Below are 12,391 nucleotides of genomic sequence, written 5' to 3'. Positions count from 1 at the left end.
TTGCTCGCGAAGAACGTCAACGATTACGCGAGCATTCAGGATGCACGCGGCGCCTGCGTGTTTTTCGCGAGCAAGCTCGCTCCTACAGGGGGCGGCACCGACATAACTATTACCCGCAAAAAAAATAATTAGTGGGAGTACTTCTACATGCAAGCGACCAAGCCGACCCATGTCCGCTATTTGATCCTGCTCATGCTGTTCCTGGTGACCACGATCAACTACGCCGACCGGGCCACCATCGCCATCGCCGGTTCCAGCCTGCAAAAAGACCTCGGCATCGACGCGGTCACCCTCGGTTATATCTTTTCCGCTTTCGGTTGGGCCTACGTTGCCGGGCAAATCCCCGGCGGCTGGTTGCTCGATCGCTTCGGTTCGAAAAAAATCTATGCCCTGAGCATTTTCACCTGGTCCTTGTTCACCGTGCTGCAAGGCTATGTCGGTGAGTTCGGTGTCTCCACCGCCGTGGTCGCGCTGTTTATGCTGCGCTTTATGGTGGGCCTGGCCGAGGCACCCTCGTTTCCGGGAAATGCCCGCATTGTTGCGGCGTGGTTTCCGACGGCTGAACGCGGCACTGCATCGGCGATCTTCAATTCGGCGCAGTACTTCGCCACGGTGTTGTTCGCGCCATTGATGGGTTGGATCGTCTACCGCTTTGGCTGGCAGCATGTGTTTATCGTGATGGGCGTGATCGGCATCGTGTTCTCGTTGATCTGGCTGAAAGTTATCCACAGCCCGCGCCAGCACCCGATGATCAACGAGGCCGAGTTCAATCACATCGCCGCCAATGGCGCGATGGTCGACATGGACCAGGACAAAGGAAAGGGCAAGAAAACCGACGGGCCGAAGTGGGATTACATCCGTCAACTGCTGACCAACCGCATGATGCTCGGTGTGTACCTGGGCCAGTACTGCATCAACGGCATCACCTATTTCTTCCTCACCTGGTTCCCGGTGTACCTGGTGCAGGACCGTGGCATGACCATTCTCAAGGCCGGTTTCATTGCCTCGTTGCCGGCGATCTGCGGCTTTATCGGCGGGGTGCTTGGCGGGGTGATTTCCGATTACCTGCTGCGCAAGGGCCACTCCCTGACCTTTGCCCGCAAGGCGCCGATCATTGGCGGCCTGCTGATTTCCAGCAGCATCGTGGCGTGCAACTACGTGGACATCGAATGGATGGTGGTGGGCTTCATGGCGCTGGCCTTCTTCGGTAAAGGCGTTGGCGCATTGGGTTGGGCGGTGGTGTCCGACACCTCGCCGAAACAGATCGCCGGCCTCAGTGGCGGCTTGTTCAACACCTTCGGTAACCTGGCCTCCATTACCACGCCGATCGTGATCGGCTACATCATCAGCACCACCGGCTCGTTCAAGTGGGCCCTGGTGTTCGTTGGCGCCAATGCCCTGGTGGCGGTGTTCAGCTATCTGGTGATTGTCGGCCCGATCAAGCGCGTGGTGCTCAAGGAGCCGCCCACCAAAGGCCCGGAGTTGACCAACCTTTCCCAAGCGCATTCCTGAGGTTCGTGTGATGCAGTTGATTGAACATGCCGACTCGCCGCGCTCCATCCGTTTGCACGAGCGCGACAACGTAGTGATCGTGGTGAACGACCAGGGCGTGCCGGCGGGCACTGAATTTCCCGACGGCCTGGTCACCGTGGATTTTATTCCCCAGAGCCACAAGGTGACCCTGGAAGATATCCCCGAGGGCGGCCGGATCATTCGCTACGGCCAGACCATCGGTTATGCCTTGGCGCCAATACCCCGTGGCAGTTGGGTGCAGGAGGATCAGCTGCGCATGCCGACCGCGCCACCCCTGGACAGTTTGCCGCTGTCCACCGAGGTGCCTGAAACCCAGGCACCGTTGGAGGGGTTTACCTTCGAGGGCTATCGCAATGCCGATGGCACGGTGGGCACGCGCAATATCCTCGGCATCACCACCACCGTGCAGTGCGTTACCGGTGTGCTGGACCATGCGGTCAAGCGCATCAAGGATGAGTTGCTGCCCAAATACCCGCATGTTGATGATGTAGTAGCTCTGACCCATAGCTACGGCTGCGGCGTGGCGATTACGGCGACGGACGCCTATATCCCGATCCGTACGGTGCGCAACCTGGCACGTAACCCGAACCTGGGCGGCGAAGCCTTGGTGATCAGCCTGGGCTGCGAGAAATTGCAGGCCGGGCAGGTGATGCACGACAACGACAGCTCCGTGGACCTGAGCGAGCCATGGCTGTACCGCTTGCAGGACTCCAGCCACGGTTTTACCGAAATGATCGAACAGATCATGGAACTGGCCGAAGTGCGCTTGAAAAAACTCGACCAGCGTCGCCGGGAAACCGTACCGGCCTCCGAGTTGATCCTGGGCATGCAGTGCGGCGGTAGTGATGCGTTTTCCGGCATCACCGCCAATCCGGCGCTGGGGTATGCCTCTGACCTGCTGCTGCGGGCTGGGGCGACGGTAATGTTTTCCGAAGTGACGGAGGTGCGTGATGCGATCTACCTGCTCACGTCACGCGCGCAAAACGAGGACGTCGCCCGCGAGCTGGTCAGGGAAATGGACTGGTACGATCGTTACCTGGCCAAGGGCGAAGCCGATCGCAGCGCCAATACCACACCGGGGAACAAGAAGGGTGGGCTGTCGAATATCGTCGAGAAGTCCTTGGGCTCCATCGTCAAATCCGGCAGCAGCGCGATCAATGGCGTGCTCGGCCCGGGTGAGCGCTTCAAGGGCAAAGGGCTGATCTTCTGCGCTACACCTGCCAGTGATTTCGTGTGCGGCACCTTGCAACTGGCGGCCGGGATGAACCTGCATGTGTTCACAACCGGGCGCGGCACGCCCTATGGGTTGGCGATGGCGCCGGTGGTAAAGGTCTCGACCCGTACCGAGCTGGCCCAGCGTTGGCCGGACCTGATCGATATCGATGCCGGGCGCATTGCTACCGGGCGTGCGAGTATCGAAGAACTGGGCTGGGAGTTGTTCCACTTCTACCTGGATGTGGCCAGTGGCAGGAAGCAGACGTGGGCGGAGCATCACAAACTGCATAACGACATTACCCTGTTCAACCCGGCGCCTATTACCTGAGACCGAGGCGCCTGCATCGGGGGCAAGCCCCCTCCCACATTCGATCGGGTGAACGCGGTCGAGGTGGGAAGGGGGCTTGCCCCCGATTGCGGTAGACCAGACGACACGGGCTGCATGGCTTATCATTAGCCACCTACCGACGCCCACCAAGGTTCTCCCCGGCATGCTGGCAATTTTCCTCACCACCCTCACCATCACCGCGCCGGTGTTCGCCATGCTGTTCCTCGGTGTGCTGCTCAAGCGCATCCAATGGATTAACGACAACTTTATCCATACCGCTTCGTCGCTGGTGTTCAACGTCACCATGCCGGCGCTGTTGTTCCTGGGCATCCTGCATGCCGACCTGCACGCGGCGCTCAAGCCGGGTTTGCTCATCTACTTTTCAATCGCCACACTGCTGAGCTTCGCCCTGGCCTGGGGCTGGGCGATCTTTCGCTGCAAGCGCGAAGACCGTGGGATCTATACCCAAGGCGCATTTCGTGGCAACAACGGCGTGATCGGCCTGGCGCTGGCGGCCAGCATGTACGGCGACTACGGTATCTCCCTCGGCGCGATCCTCGCGGCGCTGGTGATCCTGTTCTACAACACGCTGTCGACCATTGTGTTGGCGGTGTACAGCCCGGTGATCAAGTCCGACCCATGGAGCATCTTCAAGAGCGTGGTGGCCAACCCGCTGATCATCAGCGTGATCGTCGCCGCGCCGTTCGCTTACTTGCAGATCGGCCTGCCCGGCTGGCTGGAAAAGTCCATGCAGTATCTGGCCGACACCACGTTGCCGTTGGCGTTGATCTGCATCGGCGGCACCTTGTCCCTGGCGGCATTGCGCAAAAGCGGCAACATGGCGCTGAGCGCAAGCTTGATGAAGATGGTCTGGCTGCCGGTAATCGCGACCCTGGGCGCCTGGCTATTGGGGTTCCGCGGGCCGGAGCTGGGGATCCTGTTCCTGTACTTCGGCGCGCCGACTGCCGCCGCGAGCTTCGTAATGGCCAGGGCGGCGCAAGGCAATCATGAGCTGGCGGCGGCGATCATTGTGATCACCACACTGATGGCGGCGGTGACCACCAATATCGGGATCTTCGTGTTGCAGGCAGGTGGCTGGATCTAGGCGTCTTTCTGGTAGCTGTCGATCACTTCCTGCGCGGCCCGAAACGCGTCAATCGCCGCCGGCACCCCCGCATACACCGCGCAATGCAGCAGCGCTTCGCGTATCTCTTCGACCGTGCAGCCATTGTTCAAGGCACCGCGCACGTGGCCCTTGAGTTCCTGTGGGCACTTGAGGGCGGTCAGGGCGGCGAGGGTTATAAGGCTGCGGGTCTTGAGCGGTAAGCCTTCGCGGTTCCATACGCTGCCCCACGCGTGCTCGTTGACGAAATCCTGCAGCGGCTGGGTGAACGCTGTGGCATTGCCCAGGGCGCGGTCGACGAACACATCGCCCATGACTTGGCGACGCACTTCAACTCCTGGCCTTTTCTGATCGTTCATTGCGATTCCCTCTTGTGTTGGCGATGCCAGGCGCGCAGTGAGGTAAGCAACAGCAAAATCACCAACGCCGGCAGGACGTAATACAACATCAGCTGTTCAAGCTTGTTGGCCAGGGGCATGCCGGTGGTGAAGGCCATCACATGCAGGCCGTACGCCAGATATAGCCCCAGCAGCACCAGCCCTTCGATACGCGTCACCCGGTAGCCGGTATAGAACACCGGCAGGCACAGGATGATGGCGCCGAGCATGACCGGCAAATCAAAATCCAAGGCATTGGGGGATACCGACAGCGGCGACGGCGCCACCAGCGCGGTAAAGCCCAGCACCCCCAGCAGGTTGAACAGGTTACTGCCGATCACGTTGCCCACCGCAATTTCCCGTTCGCCCCGCAACGCGGCGATCAGTGACGTGGCGAGGCAGGGCAGCGAGGTGCCCACGCCAATCAGCGTCAGGCCGATGACCCGCTCCGACAAGCCCAGGTCGCCCGCCACGTCCACCGCTGCGCCGAGTAGCAGATGCCCGGCCAATACCAATATCAGCAGCCCGCCGAACATCAGCAACACACTGCTCAGCCAGGGTGCCTTGGTGACGGTGTCCAGGCTTCGCGGACGGCGCGAATGGCGCGTCTGGTAATGCAGCACGCCCAGGTAGGCCAACAGCGCCACCAGCAATACGCCGCCATCCAATGGCGTGAGCATTTCGTTGGCCGCCAGGATAAACACCAGCAGGCCGGCGAAGATCATCACCGGGATATCCACGCGCACCAGTTGCCGCGATACGCGCAAGGGAATGATCAGCGCCGACAGGCCCAGGGTGACGAGGATATTGAAGATGCTGCTGCCAATCACACTGCCTACGGCAATGTCGGTATTGCCGGCCAATGTGGCCTGCAGGCTGACGGTCATCTGCGGTGCGCTGCTGCCGAAGGCGACGATGCTCAAGCCGATGATCAGCGGCCGCACCTTGAGGCTGGCCGCCAGGCGCACGGCGGCGCGTACCAGGATTTCAGCGCCGGCGATCAGCAGCAACAGGCCGCCAACCAGTTCGAGCAGGCTCCAGGGCGAAAGGGCGTTCAACGCGAAAATGCTCAAGGCTGCCTCGTCAGTTGTTCAGGGCTTGCACGCGAACCCGTGCGGTACCGCTGCCCAGCATACGCAGTTGCTCGGCAGCCTTGCGGGAAAGGTCGATCAGGCGCCCGCGGGTATGCGGGCCGCGGTCATTGATGCGCACCACCACCGATCGGTCGTTGTCGAGATTGGTCACCTTGACCTGGGTGCCGAAGGGCAGGCGCCTGTGGGCGGCGGTCAGGGCGTTCTGGTTGAAAGGTTCACCGCTGGCGGTTCGCTTGCCATGGTGCTTGGCACCGTAATAGGAGGCGGTGCCGGTTTCGTCGTAGCCTTTGGGGTCGATGAGGCCGCTGGCGCAACCGGCCAGCAGGGAGGACAGGGCCAGGAGGCCGAGTAGACGCTTCATTGTCAGGAAATCCCCAATAAAAAATGTGGAGAGGGGGCTTATGTGGGAGGGGGCTTGCTCCCGATAGCGGTGAAGCAGTCAACACATGCGTTGACTGAAACGCCCTCATCGGGAGCAAGCCCCCTCCCACACAGGTTGGAGCCAGACCTTGAAGTCTGCTCCAACCATTTCACGGCTATCAGCCTTCGAGCTTGCTTTTGAGCAGTTCGTTGACCTGTTGCGGGTTGGCCTTGCCTTTGGAGGCTTTCATCGCCTGGCCGACAAAGAAACCGAACATCTTGCCGCGCTTGGCTTCGTCTGCAGCGCGGTATTGCTCGACCTGTTCGGCATTCGCCGCGAGCATCTCATCAAGCACGGCCGAGATGGCGCCGCTGTCGGTGACTTGCTTGAGGCCGCGCTTGTCGATGATCTCGTCGGCGCTGCCTTCACCTGCGGCCATGGCTTCGAACACGGTCTTGGCGATCTTGCCGGAGATGGTGTTGTCCTTGATGCGCAGCAGCATGCCGCCCAGTTGTTCGGCAGTGACCGGTGCTTCGTCGATTTCCAGGCCCTGTTTGTTCAACAGGCTGCCCAGCTCAACCATCACCCAGTTGGCCGCCAGCTTGGCGTCGCCGGCAATGCCTACGACTTTCTCGAAGTAGTTGGCTTGCTCACGGCTGGAAGCCAGTACGCTTGCATCGTAGATCGACAGGCCGAACTGTGCCTGGAAGCGCTCGCGTTTTTGCTGTGGCAGTTCCGGCAGAGTGGCGCGGATGTCATTGAGGAACGAATCCTCGAGCACCACCGGCAACAGGTCTGGATCGGGGAAGTAACGGTAGTCGTTGGCTTCCTCTTTGCTGCGCATGGCGCGGGTTTCGTCTTTGTTCGGATCGTACAGGCGAGTTTGCTGGATCACCTTACCGCCGTCCTCGATCAGTTCGATCTGGCGACGCACTTCGCTGTTGATCGCCTTCTCGATGAAACGGAACGAGTTGACGTTCTTGATCTCGCAGCGGGTGCCGAACTCGACCTGGCCCTTTGGCCGGATCGACACGTTGCAATCGCAGCGCAGCGAGCCTTCGGCCATGTTGCCGTCGCAGATGCCCAGGTAGCGCACCAGCGCATGGATGGTCTTGACGTAAGCCACGGCTTCCTTGGCGCTGCGCATGTCTGGCTCGGAGACGATCTCCAGCAATGGCGTGCCGGCGCGGTTCAGGTCGATACCGGTGGCGCCCGGGAATTCTTCGTGCAGGCTCTTGCCGGCGTCTTCTTCCAAGTGGGCACGGGTTACGCCGACGCGCTTGATGGTGCCGTCTTCCAGTGCGATGTCCAGGTGGCCCTTGCCGACAATCGGCAACTCCATCTGGCTGATCTGGTAGCCCTTGGGCAGGTCCGGGTAGAAGTAGTTCTTGCGCGCGAACACGTTGTGCTGGCCGATCTCGGCGTCAATCGCCAAGCCGAACATCACGGCCATGCGCACCGCTTCCTGGTTCAGCACCGGCAGCACGCCGGGCATGCCCAGGTCGACCAGGCTGGCCTGCGTGTTGGGCTCGGACCCGAACGTGGTGGCGCTACCGGAGAAAATCTTCGATTGAGTGGCGAGCTGGGTATGAATCTCCAGCCCGATCACAACTTCCCATTGCATAGTGTTCTCCTCAGAAGCCGGTAGGGGTGCGGGTGTGCCAGTCGGTGTGCAACTGGTACTGGTGCGCCACATTGAGCAGGCGGCCTTCCTGGAAATACGGGGCGAGCAATTGCACGCCGACCGGCAGGCCATCGACGAAACCGGCGGGCATGGACAAGCCCGGCAAGCCCGCGAGGTTGGCGGTGATGGTGTAGAGGTCTTCCAGGTACTCGGCGATCGGGTCGCCGGTCTTGGCGCCGATCTTCCAGGCCGGGTTTGGCGTGGTTGGGCCGAGGATCACGTCGACTTCTTCAAAGGCAGCCATGAAGTCGTTCTTGATCAGGCGACGGATCTTTTGCGCCTTGAGGTAGTACGCGTCGTAGTAGCCAGCCGACAGGGCGTAGGCACCGACCATGATCCGGCGCTGGACTTCACTGCCGAAGCCTTCGCCACGGGAGCGTTTGTACAGGTCGGTGAGGTCTTTCGGGTTTTCGCAGCGGTAGCCGAAGCGCACGCCGTCGAAGCGCGACAGGTTGGAGGAAGCTTCTGCCGGCGCGATCACGTAGTAAGCGGGAATCGCGTGCTGGTTGTTCGGCAGGCTGATTTCCTTGATCACCGCGCCGAGCGTTTCCAGTTCCTTGATGCTGTTTTGCACCAGGTCGGCGATGCGTGGGTCGAGGCCGGCGCTGAAATACTCTTTCGGCACGCCAATGCGCAGGCCCTTGATCGAGGTGTTCAGGCTGGCGCTGTAGTCCGGCACCGGCTCGTCGATGCTGGTGGAGTCCTGTTTATCGAAGCCTGCCATGCCTTGTAACAATATCGCGCAGTCTTCGGCAGTGCGTGCCAACGGGCCGCCCTGATCCAGGCTGGAAGCGTAGGCGATCATGCCCCAGCGGGAAACGCGACCGTAGGTCGGCTTCAGGCCGGTGAGGTTGGTGAAGGCCGCCGGCTGGCGGATCGAGCCACCGGTGTCGGTAGCGGTGGCAGCCGGGAGGAAGCGCGCGGCAACGGCCGCGGCCGAACCACCGGACGAGCCACCCGGCACATGTTCCAGGTTCCACGGGTTTTTCACCGCGCCGTAGTAGCTCGACTCGTTGGCAGAACCCATGGCGAACTCGTCCATGTTGGTCTTGCCCAGGGTCACGGCCCCGGCGGCGGCCAGCTTGGACACTACGGTGGCATCGTAGGGTGCCTTGAAGTTGTCGAGCATCTTCGAGCCGCAACTGGTGCGAATGCCCTGGGTGCAGAACAGGTCCTTGTGGGCGATCGGAGCGCCCAGCAGCGCGCCATTTTCACCGTTGGCGCGACGGGCGTCGGCGGCCTTGGCCTGGCTCAATGCCAGCTCCTCGGTGAGGCTGATGAAGCTATTGACCTTGGGATCGTGCTCGGCGATACGCGCCAGCAGGGTCTGGGTCAGTTCTTCGGAAGAAAACGTTTTGTCGGCGAGACCGCGGGCGATCTCGGCCAGAGTCATGTGATGCATGAAAGGCTCTTTCCCTTTAGTCGATGACTTTCGGAACCAGGTACAGGCCGTTTTCGACCGCTGGCGCGATGGACTGGTAGGCCTCGCGATTATTTTGCTCGGTCACGACGTCTGCGCGCAGGCGCTGGCTGGCTTCCAGTGGGTGAGCCAGGGGCTCGATGCCGTCGGTATTCACGGCCTGCATTTGGTCGACCAGCCCGAGGATGCTGTTCAGGGCTGCGGTGGTCTGTGGAAGATCGGCATCATTCAGGCCAAGCGAGGCCAGATGTGCGATTTTTTCCACGTCGGAGCGTTCAAGCGCCATGGGATTCTCCAGTGGAAAACAGAACGGAGGGCGTCCGTGTGTTAGATTGTCGGAACACTACCGCATTTCTACGGTCATAAGGCCGCGATTGTGGGGGTTGGTGCACAGAAAGTCGGCCAATTTAGCACATTGGCGCCTTGCCCAAAATCCCTGTCGTTGTTAGAGTTTGCCGCACTTTTTTACCCACGCGTTGCCTAGGGTCCCTTTCCCATGTTCAAGAAACTGCGTGGCATGTTTTCCAGCGATCTTTCCATTGACCTGGGCACTGCCAACACCCTTATTTACGTGCGCGAGCGCGGTATCGTCCTGAATGAGCCATCGGTTGTGGCCATTCGGACCCATGGTAATCAGAAAAGTGTCGTTGCCGTTGGCACCGAGGCCAAGCGCATGCTCGGCCGTACACCAGGCAATATTGCTGCCATTCGTCCGATGAAGGATGGCGTGATCGCCGATTTCAGCGTCTGCGAGAAGATGCTGCAGTACTTCATCAACAAGGTTCACGAAAACAGTTTCCTTCAGCCCAGCCCTCGTGTGCTGATCTGCGTCCCGTGCAAGTCCACCCAGGTGGAGCGTCGTGCCATCCGTGAGTCGGCCCTTGGTGCCGGTGCCCGCGAAGTGTTCCTGATCGAAGAGCCGATGGCGGCCGCGATCGGTGCCGGCCTGCCGGTTGAAGAAGCCCGCGGCTCGATGGTGGTGGATATCGGTGGTGGTACGACCGAAATCGCCCTGATTTCCCTGAATGGTGTGGTGTATGCCGAATCCGTACGCGTCGGCGGCGACCGCTTCGACGAAGCGATCATCACCTATGTGCGTCGTAACTACGGCAGCCTGATCGGCGAATCCACCGCCGAGCGCATCAAGCAGGAAATCGGCACCGCTTACCCGGGCGGCGAAGTTCGCGAAGTCGATGTTCGCGGTCGCAACCTGGCCGAAGGCGTTCCACGTGCCTTCACCCTGAACTCCAACGAAGTGCTGGAGGCTCTGCAGGAGTCCCTGGCCACCATCGTTCAGGCCGTGAAGAGCGCCCTGGAGCAATCGCCGCCGGAGCTGGCGTCGGATATAGCCGAGCGTGGCCTGGTGCTGACCGGTGGTGGCGCCTTGCTGCGCGACCTCGACAAGTTGCTGGCCCAGGAAACCGGCCTGCCGGTGATCGTCGCTGAAGACCCGCTGACCTGCGTTGCCCGCGGCGGTGGTCGTGCACTGGAAATGATGGATAAACACACCATGGACCTGCTTTCCAGCGAATAAGACACCTGGAAGGTTCATGCATGGTCGGCAGGCAGCACTTTGCAGTGCTGCCTGTTGGCGTTTATCTTCTTCAATCTGCATCCAGGCCGGTTTGATGCCGTATGAATAAAGAGAACATTTGCCTGGGAGGAGCGGCCTATTAAACCGCTTTTCGCCAAAGGCCCCTCATTGGGCGTGCGCTTACTGGTGCTGGTCGTGCTTTCGGTCGCGCTGATGGTGGTCGATGCCCGCTTTGCACTGCTCAAGCCTGTGCGTAGCCAGATGTCGCTGGTGTTGATGCAGACCTACTGGATCACCGACCTGCCGCAACGTCTCTACCAGGGCGTGGCCAGCCAATTCGGCAGCCGCACCGAGCTGGTTGCCGAGAACGAAAAACTCAAGACTGAAAACCTGCTGCTGCAGGGGCGCATGCAAAAGCTGGCGGCCCTCACCGAGCAGAACGTTCGGCTGCGCGAGTTGCTCAACTCTTCGGCACTGGTCAACGAAAAGGTCGAAGTGGCCGAGTTGATCGGCATGGACCCCAACCCCTTTACCCATCGCATCATCATCAACAAGGGTGAACGCGACGGCGTGGTCCTCGGCCAGCCGGTGCTCGACGCCCGTGGCCTGATGGGCCAGGTGGTGGAGTTGATGCCCTACACCTCGCGGGTATTGCTGCTGACCGACACGACCCACAGCATTCCAGTGCAGGTCAACCGCAACGGTTTGCGTGCGATTGCCAGCGGCACCGGTAACCCGGAACGCCTGGAATTGCGCCATGTAGCCGACACCGCGGATATCAAGGAAGGCGATCTGCTGGTCAGCTCCGGCCTGGGCCAGCGTTTCCCGGCCGGCTACCCGGTGGCGACGGTCAAGGAAGTGATCCACGATTCCGGCCAGCCGTTCGCTATTGTGCGGGCCGTGCCGACTGCCGCGCTCAATCGCAGCCGCTACCTGCTGCTGGTGTTCAGCGACAACCGTACCCCGGAAGAGCGCGCCAACGACGCCGCCCAAGCCCAGGAGGCGGAAGACAAGCAGAACGGCACTGTGCCGGTCGTGCCGGCCACGGTGCCGAAACCGGCGTTCGTCGGCCCGCCAGCCCCTGCTACCGTACCCGCAGCGGCGGCGCCTGTGGCAACGCCGGCCAAACCGGCTACGCATAACGCTCGCCCAGCCAAGCCGGCTGCGTCTAAACCGCCGGCCACGACGCCAACCGCCACTGCGGCCCCCACACGGCAGAGGGAGGAATAATGGCTAGTACTCATTCGCGTAATGGCTGGATCGTCTGGCTGACCTTCGCCATTGGCCTGTTACTCAGCGTTTCGCCACTGCCGCAATTCATGGAAATCCTGCGCCCGCTCTGGCTGGCCTTGCTGTTGGCGTTCTGGTCGCTGAACCTGCCGCACAAGGTGGGCATGGTCACGGCGATGTGCCTGGGCTTGGCGGAGGATGTGCTCTATGGCACCTTGCTGGGCCAGAACGCGTTGATCCTGACCCTGATTACCTTCCTGGTGCTGTCGTTGCAGCAGCGCTTGCGCATGTTCCCGATGTGGCAGCAGTGCCTGGTGATCCTGGTGATCTTCGGCCTGGCGCAGTTGGTCCAGTTGTGGCTCAGTGCCTTGACCGGCAATCGCCAGCCGACCCTGGCGTTGGTCTTACCGGCCCTGGTCAGCGCATTGCTGTGGCCCTGGATCAGTTTTGGCCTGCGTGGGCTGCGCCGTCGCTATAAAATCAATTGAATGG

12 protein-coding genes are annotated in these 12,391 nt (G+C 61.1%); 6 read left to right on the top strand and 6 right to left on the bottom strand.

Going from position 1 to position 12,391, the window contains the following annotated elements:
• The first annotated feature begins 147 nt into the window (after positions 1–147).
• From BLU48_RS20965 to BLU48_RS20955, 3 genes are all read left to right on the top strand, one after another.
• Positions 148–1,512 carry an MFS transporter gene (locus BLU48_RS20965; protein WP_057021570.1) on the top strand — a complete coding sequence of 455 codons (1,365 nt, stop codon included), beginning with the start codon at positions 148–150 and terminating at the stop codon, positions 1,510–1,512.
• A 10-nt stretch (positions 1,513–1,522) separates the two neighbouring features.
• Complete coding sequence (garD, locus tag BLU48_RS20960) at positions 1,523–3,076, top strand: galactarate dehydratase (protein WP_046070907.1); 1,554 nt, start codon at positions 1,523–1,525, stop codon at positions 3,074–3,076.
• 163 nt (positions 3,077–3,239) lie between these two features.
• Positions 3,240–4,181, top strand: a complete 942-nt coding sequence (locus BLU48_RS20955; RefSeq protein ID WP_057021569.1) for an AEC family transporter — start codon at positions 3,240–3,242, stop codon at positions 4,179–4,181.
• Here the strand turns inward: BLU48_RS20955 and BLU48_RS20950 are convergent.
• The 6 genes from BLU48_RS20950 to gatC all read right to left on the bottom strand — a co-directional run bounded on the left by BLU48_RS20950 (position 4,178) and on the right by gatC (position 9,421).
• Complete coding sequence (locus BLU48_RS20950; RefSeq protein ID WP_046070908.1) at positions 4,178–4,558, bottom strand: carboxymuconolactone decarboxylase family protein; 381 nt, start codon at positions 4,556–4,558, stop codon at positions 4,178–4,180. The genes BLU48_RS20955 and BLU48_RS20950 overlap by 4 nt on opposite strands.
• Complete coding sequence (locus tag BLU48_RS20945; RefSeq protein ID WP_057021789.1) at positions 4,555–5,634, bottom strand: calcium/sodium antiporter; 1,080 nt, start codon at positions 5,632–5,634, stop codon at positions 4,555–4,557. Before BLU48_RS20945 ends, BLU48_RS20950 begins: the two co-directional genes overlap by 4 nt.
• A 25-nt stretch (positions 5,635–5,659) precedes the next feature.
• The gene (locus BLU48_RS20940; RefSeq protein WP_057012916.1) at positions 5,660–6,031 is read right to left on the bottom strand and encodes a septal ring lytic transglycosylase RlpA family protein; all 372 of its coding nucleotides are present in this window, start codon (positions 6,029–6,031) and stop codon (positions 5,660–5,662) included.
• Positions 6,032–6,209: 178 nt separating this feature from the next.
• A complete protein-coding gene (gene gatB, locus BLU48_RS20935; protein ID WP_046070910.1) occupies positions 6,210–7,655 on the bottom strand; it encodes an Asp-tRNA(Asn)/Glu-tRNA(Gln) amidotransferase subunit GatB in 1,446 nt (481 codons plus the stop codon).
• A gap of 10 nt (positions 7,656–7,665) precedes the next feature.
• Positions 7,666–9,117: an Asp-tRNA(Asn)/Glu-tRNA(Gln) amidotransferase subunit GatA gene (gatA, locus tag BLU48_RS20930; protein WP_057021568.1), complete on the bottom strand. Its 1,452-nt coding sequence runs from the start codon at positions 9,115–9,117 to the stop codon at positions 7,666–7,668.
• Positions 9,118–9,133: 16 nt separating this feature from the next.
• Positions 9,134–9,421 carry an Asp-tRNA(Asn)/Glu-tRNA(Gln) amidotransferase subunit GatC gene (gene gatC / locus BLU48_RS20925; RefSeq protein WP_046070912.1) on the bottom strand — a complete coding sequence of 96 codons (288 nt, stop codon included), beginning with the start codon at positions 9,419–9,421 and terminating at the stop codon, positions 9,134–9,136.
• Between the two features lie 210 nt (positions 9,422–9,631).
• Here gatC and mreB point away from each other — a divergent pair, with 210 nt between their 5' ends.
• The 3 genes from mreB to mreD all read left to right on the top strand — a co-directional run bounded on the left by mreB (position 9,632) and on the right by mreD (position 12,387).
• On the top strand, positions 9,632–10,669 hold the full coding sequence (gene mreB / locus BLU48_RS20920) for a rod shape-determining protein MreB (RefSeq protein WP_002555108.1): 1,038 nt from the start codon (positions 9,632–9,634) through the stop codon (positions 10,667–10,669).
• Positions 10,670–10,837: 168 nt separating this feature from the next.
• On the top strand, positions 10,838–11,899 hold the full coding sequence (mreC, locus tag BLU48_RS20915; RefSeq protein WP_046070913.1) for a rod shape-determining protein MreC: 1,062 nt from the start codon (positions 10,838–10,840) through the stop codon (positions 11,897–11,899).
• Positions 11,899–12,387: a rod shape-determining protein MreD gene (gene mreD, locus BLU48_RS20910; protein ID WP_043048570.1), complete on the top strand. Its 489-nt coding sequence runs from the start codon at positions 11,899–11,901 to the stop codon at positions 12,385–12,387. The genes mreC and mreD overlap by 1 nt, the downstream gene beginning before the upstream one ends.
• Positions 12,388–12,391: the final 4 nt, after the last annotated feature.

It is taken from the genome of Pseudomonas synxantha, assembly GCF_900105675.1.
In the GTDB taxonomy this organism is placed as follows: Bacteria; Pseudomonadota; Gammaproteobacteria; order Pseudomonadales; family Pseudomonadaceae; genus Aquipseudomonas; species Aquipseudomonas synxantha.
Note: the sequence above shows the minus strand (reverse complement) of the source record. Positions and strands in the feature narration are given on the sequence as shown.

What these genes read in the sequence shown, in the direction of transcription:
- BLU48_RS20965 (WP_057021570.1), top strand. Translation starts at nt 148, where the DNA reads ATGCAAGCGACCAAGCCGACCCATGTCCGCTATTTGATCCTGCTCATG.
- garD (WP_046070907.1), top strand. Translation starts at nt 1,523, where the DNA reads ATGCAGTTGATTGAACATGCCGACTCGCCGCGCTCCATCCGTTTGCAC.
- BLU48_RS20955 (WP_057021569.1), top strand. Translation starts at nt 3,240, where the DNA reads ATGCTGGCAATTTTCCTCACCACCCTCACCATCACCGCGCCGGTGTTC.
- BLU48_RS20950 (WP_046070908.1), bottom strand. Translation starts at nt 4,558, where the DNA reads ATGAACGATCAGAAAAGGCCAGGAGTTGAAGTGCGTCGCCAAGTCATG.
- BLU48_RS20940 (WP_057012916.1), bottom strand. Translation starts at nt 6,031, where the DNA reads ATGAAGCGTCTACTCGGCCTCCTGGCCCTGTCCTCCCTGCTGGCCGGT.
- gatB (WP_046070910.1), bottom strand. Translation starts at nt 7,655, where the DNA reads ATGCAATGGGAAGTTGTGATCGGGCTGGAGATTCATACCCAGCTCGCC.
- gatA (WP_057021568.1), bottom strand. Translation starts at nt 9,117, where the DNA reads ATGCATCACATGACTCTGGCCGAGATCGCCCGCGGTCTCGCCGACAAA.
- gatC (WP_046070912.1), bottom strand. Translation starts at nt 9,421, where the DNA reads ATGGCGCTTGAACGCTCCGACGTGGAAAAAATCGCACATCTGGCCTCG.
- mreB (WP_002555108.1), top strand. Translation starts at nt 9,632, where the DNA reads ATGTTCAAGAAACTGCGTGGCATGTTTTCCAGCGATCTTTCCATTGAC.
- mreD (WP_043048570.1), top strand. Translation starts at nt 11,899, where the DNA reads ATGGCTAGTACTCATTCGCGTAATGGCTGGATCGTCTGGCTGACCTTC.